The sequence below is a fragment of the Microbacterium sp. B24 genome, assembly GCF_000333415.1.
Classification (GTDB): domain Bacteria; phylum Actinomycetota; class Actinomycetes; order Actinomycetales; family Microbacteriaceae; genus Microbacterium.
Window position 1 is genome coordinate 1 of the sequence record NZ_BADB01000140.1, and the last position, 3,638, is coordinate 3,638.

Here is a 3,638-nt window from a genome sequence, read left to right on the forward strand (position 1 = left end):
TCCTTCGGGTGGTGAATGATACCCCCCTATGCATAGAGGATTGTCTACACATAGAGGGGGATGAAAGCTTCAGTATGCGGAGCCATCAACCATGCAGGAGCATCAGGACGGGATGTGTAAATCACCCACTCACTAGATGATTCCCCGCGGTCTGCCTTGAAAGGAATCAGAGTGATCTACTCGACGTGGCTTTTTGGTGTCGCTGTTGCGCCTCAGCGTGTCTCGAAAGCTGCTTTCCGGAAAGTGATGTATTCAGTTCGCTAGTGATACTTAGTATGCAGGCAGGGTTCCTACCTTTGTTATTACCACTATCGTATCGTGAGAGCGAAAGTGTTATTTGTTGAGTCGGGGAAACTTTTGAACAAAGAAGAACCCCCTCTTGCTCGATGGGCAGACCTCGCAAGAGGGGGTTCACACACTTAGATTAGGAGAATCCGGTGATGTTTCTATTATCGGCTATTCTTCGTCAAGTTCAATTGGTTGAGGCGGCTGCTCACCTTCGAAGCGGATTCTCGATAGGCCGCGGCCTCCAACTCGGACGACTGGCTTGAAGAGACGCTTGATCATTGCCCGCTTCGATTCGAGCGGTTCCGCTTCCCACGCCTGCCAGAAGCGCGCGGTGAAGGCGTCCGCCTCCTCCTTGGTGGCGAACCCGTCAGGGCCTTCGCGCCACTCCCTGTAGAAGGCGTCCAAGGCGCCGTCAGAGGCCATCTGAGCCATGATCAGGTCCGCCTCGTCCGCAAGGGCTTGGTCGAGTTCTTCAAGCTCAGAGAGCCGTAGGCGGGCGCGCCCGTGTAGAGACTTCAACTTGAACTCAAGGACTAGTCCTTCGTTGTACACCCGCTCCTCTGCATACGCGGCTCTCTCTGCTCGAATCTCGTTGAGTCGTTCTGCCAGGTGGGGAGTCTCGCTGTGAACTTCATCCTTGAAGAGAGCCAGCGTGAGGCGTGCGGTGACCAGATTGTCCGGGATGTGGGTCTGGATGGTCGCGTGCTTGCGGGTCTTGTCCCAGACGGTCTGACTGCACTTGTAGACCGTGTAGACGTTGCGAGGGCCGCCCTTGCGCTGCGAGTAGGCCATCGTGTTGTGCATGGGAGCGCCGCACTCGCAGCGGATGATTCCCCCGAGGAGCGACGTTGCCGGTGCGCCCCTCTTGCCGGTGGGAACGATGTCCCTGAACTTTAGCTCTTCGTACTGTTCGCGAGTGATGATCGGCTGAATCTGAGAGTTGGGTAGCTCCTCGCCCCTGTGAACGAGGATGCCAGCGTTGCGAGGGCGGAGGAGGACGTTACGTACCTGGCTGGGCTTCCAGTAGGGGACTGCTGGCTTCACGGTGCCATCGCGGCCCTTGCGCTCTCGTTGCATCCCGTCTGTCTGGATACCTGCGTCGTTCCAGTCATGGGTAATCCTCACGAATGAGCGGGTACCGGCTAGGTAGTCGGTGACGGCCTGTCGGATGAGCGATGCTTCCGCCTCGCGGATGGTGATTCTGTCAGGCTCGTATCCGAATGGGCGAGTACCCCAAAGAGGCATCCCGGCCTTGCGCTCCTGGTTGTAGCGCCTTGTCTGGCGCGCATCCCTGATCCGTCCCTCTCTTCTCCCAGAAGCGAAGATCGAGACTGCGACTTCCTCACCGGCAGGCGTGGATGGGTCGATTGCTCCCTCCACGTCGAGGAGCCACGTCACCTTGCCCTCTGAAGACGCCTGAATGAACTGCAACCCGTCCAGGTAGGTGCGGCTGATTCGCTCACCCTCGGTCGCGAGGAGGACATCGAACTGTCCATCCTTCATGGCCTTGAGTAGCGCTTGTGCGCCAGGCCGGTTCTGGAGCGTGGTGTCATCGATGTTCTTCCCGGATGCAGCAATGCCGTCATCGAAGAAGATCATGTCCTCAAGAACCTCAAGACCGTGCTCCTCGGCGAGCATGCGGCACGTATCGATCTGCTGATCGACCTTTGGCGCCTTTTTATCCGCGTTTGAGATGCGCGCGTAGATTCCGGCTGTCTTGCCCATGGCTGTGCCTCCCTACCGGATCAAACAGGTAATAGGTGGACAGTATTCCGGGCTGGGTACTCGTGACGCTCATGACGGCGGGCCTGGTCGTCGCGATCTGGACTCTCGCCGGCCCCGCGTTGGCTGCGCTGTTCGAGCAGGCGCTGAGCCGCGTCTCGGGACTCTAACTCCGGGAATCGGCGTGGAGAGCCTCCGCCACGATCAGCGCGGCTCGAGCACCGTCGAGTTCGTGCTCGTCGGAACGCTTCTCACTCTCTTGACCCTCGGCGTGCTGCAGCTGGCGCTCGCCGTGTACATCCGTAACGTCGTTCACGATGCGGCGGTGGAGGGCGCCTACTTCGGCGCGCTCGCCGACACGGATGCCGAAGCCGGCGCCGCACGCACTGCACAGCTGATCGCGACGGCCGTGGGTGACGGCATCGGCGCGCGGGTGAGCGCATCCGACACCGACACGGCGCGCGGACCGGAGGTGGAGGTCCGCGTGGTGGCGACGCTCCCACTGGTGGGACTGCTCGGAGTGCCCTCCGGGATGGAGGTGAGCGCCCGTGCCCCGCGTGAGAGTTTCGACTGACGCACCGCGAGCGATCCGGGATACGACGCTCAGAGACGACAGCGGCTCGGCATCCTTGGAGTTCATCACCGTCGGGCTCATCCTGCTCGTGCCCCTCGTCTACCTCATCGTCGCGCTCGGCAGCATCCAATCCCAGGCGCTGGGAGCCGAAACGGCTGCACGGCAGCTCGCCCGCACGATCGCCTCGTCATCCGACCGAGCGACAGCCGACGCCCGCACTCAGCGGGTCGTCGATGCCATCGTCGCCGAATACGGCATCGACCGCTCGACTCTCGACGTTCAGGTGCAGTGCGCCACGCCCGGGCCGTGCCCGGCGGCCGGCGCGATGCTCTCGGTCACGGTGACGGCAGAGGTGCCGTTGCCGCTCGTCCCGCCGGTGCTGGGTCTCGACCAGGCGACGCGCGTGCCGGTCACCGCGACCGGGGTGCAAAAGGTCTCCCGCTATTGGGTCGAGCCGTGAGGGCCCTCGCGTCGCGCCTTCGCGACGATGAAGACGGCAGCGTGCTGATCCTGGCGCTCGGTTACTTCGTCATCGCGGTCTTGTCCGCGTACGTCGGGCCGATGCCGCGACCGGTCGTGCCGATCATGCGCTTGCCGAGGAAGCGCTCGGTGACCTTGTCGAGCGTGCGGTGGTACTGGGTGATGACGTGCGCGTTCGCGCTGATCTTCAAGCGCGACGTGTCGAGGCCGCGGGCGTTGAGCGCCTCGAGCTCGGCGAAGAGCACTTCGAGGTCGACGACGACGCCGTTGCCGATGACGGCGTTGACGCCGGGGGACAGGATGCCGGAGGGCAAGAGGTGCAGTGCATACTTCTCATCGCCGATGACGACGGTGTGACCGGCGTTGTTTCCGCCGTTGAACTTGACGACCCAGTCGGTGCGCTCACCGAGAAGATCGGTGGCCTTGCCCTTGCCCTCGTCTCCCCACTGGACGCCGACGATCACGATTCCTGGCATGGACTGCTCCCCCGTTTTCGGCCTTCTGGCGCATATCGGACGGTTGCACCGGGAATGCCGGTACACCCCATCCTATCGAGCGGCCCGTCCTGCGCTCG

4 protein-coding genes and 1 pseudogene are annotated in these 3,638 nt (G+C 62.2%); 3 read left to right on the forward strand and 2 right to left on the reverse strand.

Going from position 1 to position 3,638, the window contains the following annotated elements; all coding sequences use genetic code 11:
• Positions 1 to 456: 456 nt before the first annotated feature.
• On the reverse strand, positions 457 to 2,013 hold the full coding sequence (locus I5I_RS03310; RefSeq protein ID WP_036316451.1) for a recombinase family protein: 1,557 nt from the start codon (positions 2,011 to 2,013) through the stop codon (positions 457 to 459).
• A 35-nt stretch (positions 2,014 to 2,048) separates the two neighbouring features.
• Here I5I_RS03310 and I5I_RS17765 point away from each other — a divergent pair, with 35 nt between their 5' ends.
• The 3 genes from I5I_RS17765 to I5I_RS03320 are packed head-to-tail and all read left to right on the forward strand — an operon-like array spanning position 2,049 to position 3,044.
• The gene (locus I5I_RS17765; protein WP_275574455.1) at positions 2,049 to 2,180 is read left to right on the forward strand and encodes a hypothetical protein; all 132 of its coding nucleotides are present in this window, start codon (positions 2,049 to 2,051) and stop codon (positions 2,178 to 2,180) included.
• Positions 2,181 to 2,194: 14 nt separating this feature from the next.
• The gene (locus I5I_RS03315) at positions 2,195 to 2,584 is read left to right on the forward strand and encodes a TadE/TadG family type IV pilus assembly protein (RefSeq protein ID WP_036316453.1); all 390 of its coding nucleotides are present in this window, start codon (positions 2,195 to 2,197) and stop codon (positions 2,582 to 2,584) included.
• A 55-nt stretch (positions 2,585 to 2,639) separates the two neighbouring features.
• A complete protein-coding gene (locus tag I5I_RS03320; protein ID WP_306305725.1) occupies positions 2,640 to 3,044 on the forward strand; it encodes a TadE family protein in 405 nt (134 codons plus the stop codon).
• Between the two features lie 79 nt (positions 3,045 to 3,123).
• Here the strand turns inward: I5I_RS03320 and I5I_RS03325 are convergent.
• A pseudogene (locus tag I5I_RS03325) lies at positions 3,124 to 3,540 on the reverse strand (adenylosuccinate synthetase); the annotation flags it as partial.
• Positions 3,541 to 3,638: the final 98 nt, after the last annotated feature.

Excerpts from the sequence above, each read along its gene's own strand:
- I5I_RS03310 (WP_036316451.1), bottom strand. The coding sequence starts at position 2,013 with ATGGGCAAGACAGCCGGAATCTACGCGCGCATCTCAAACGCGGATAAA.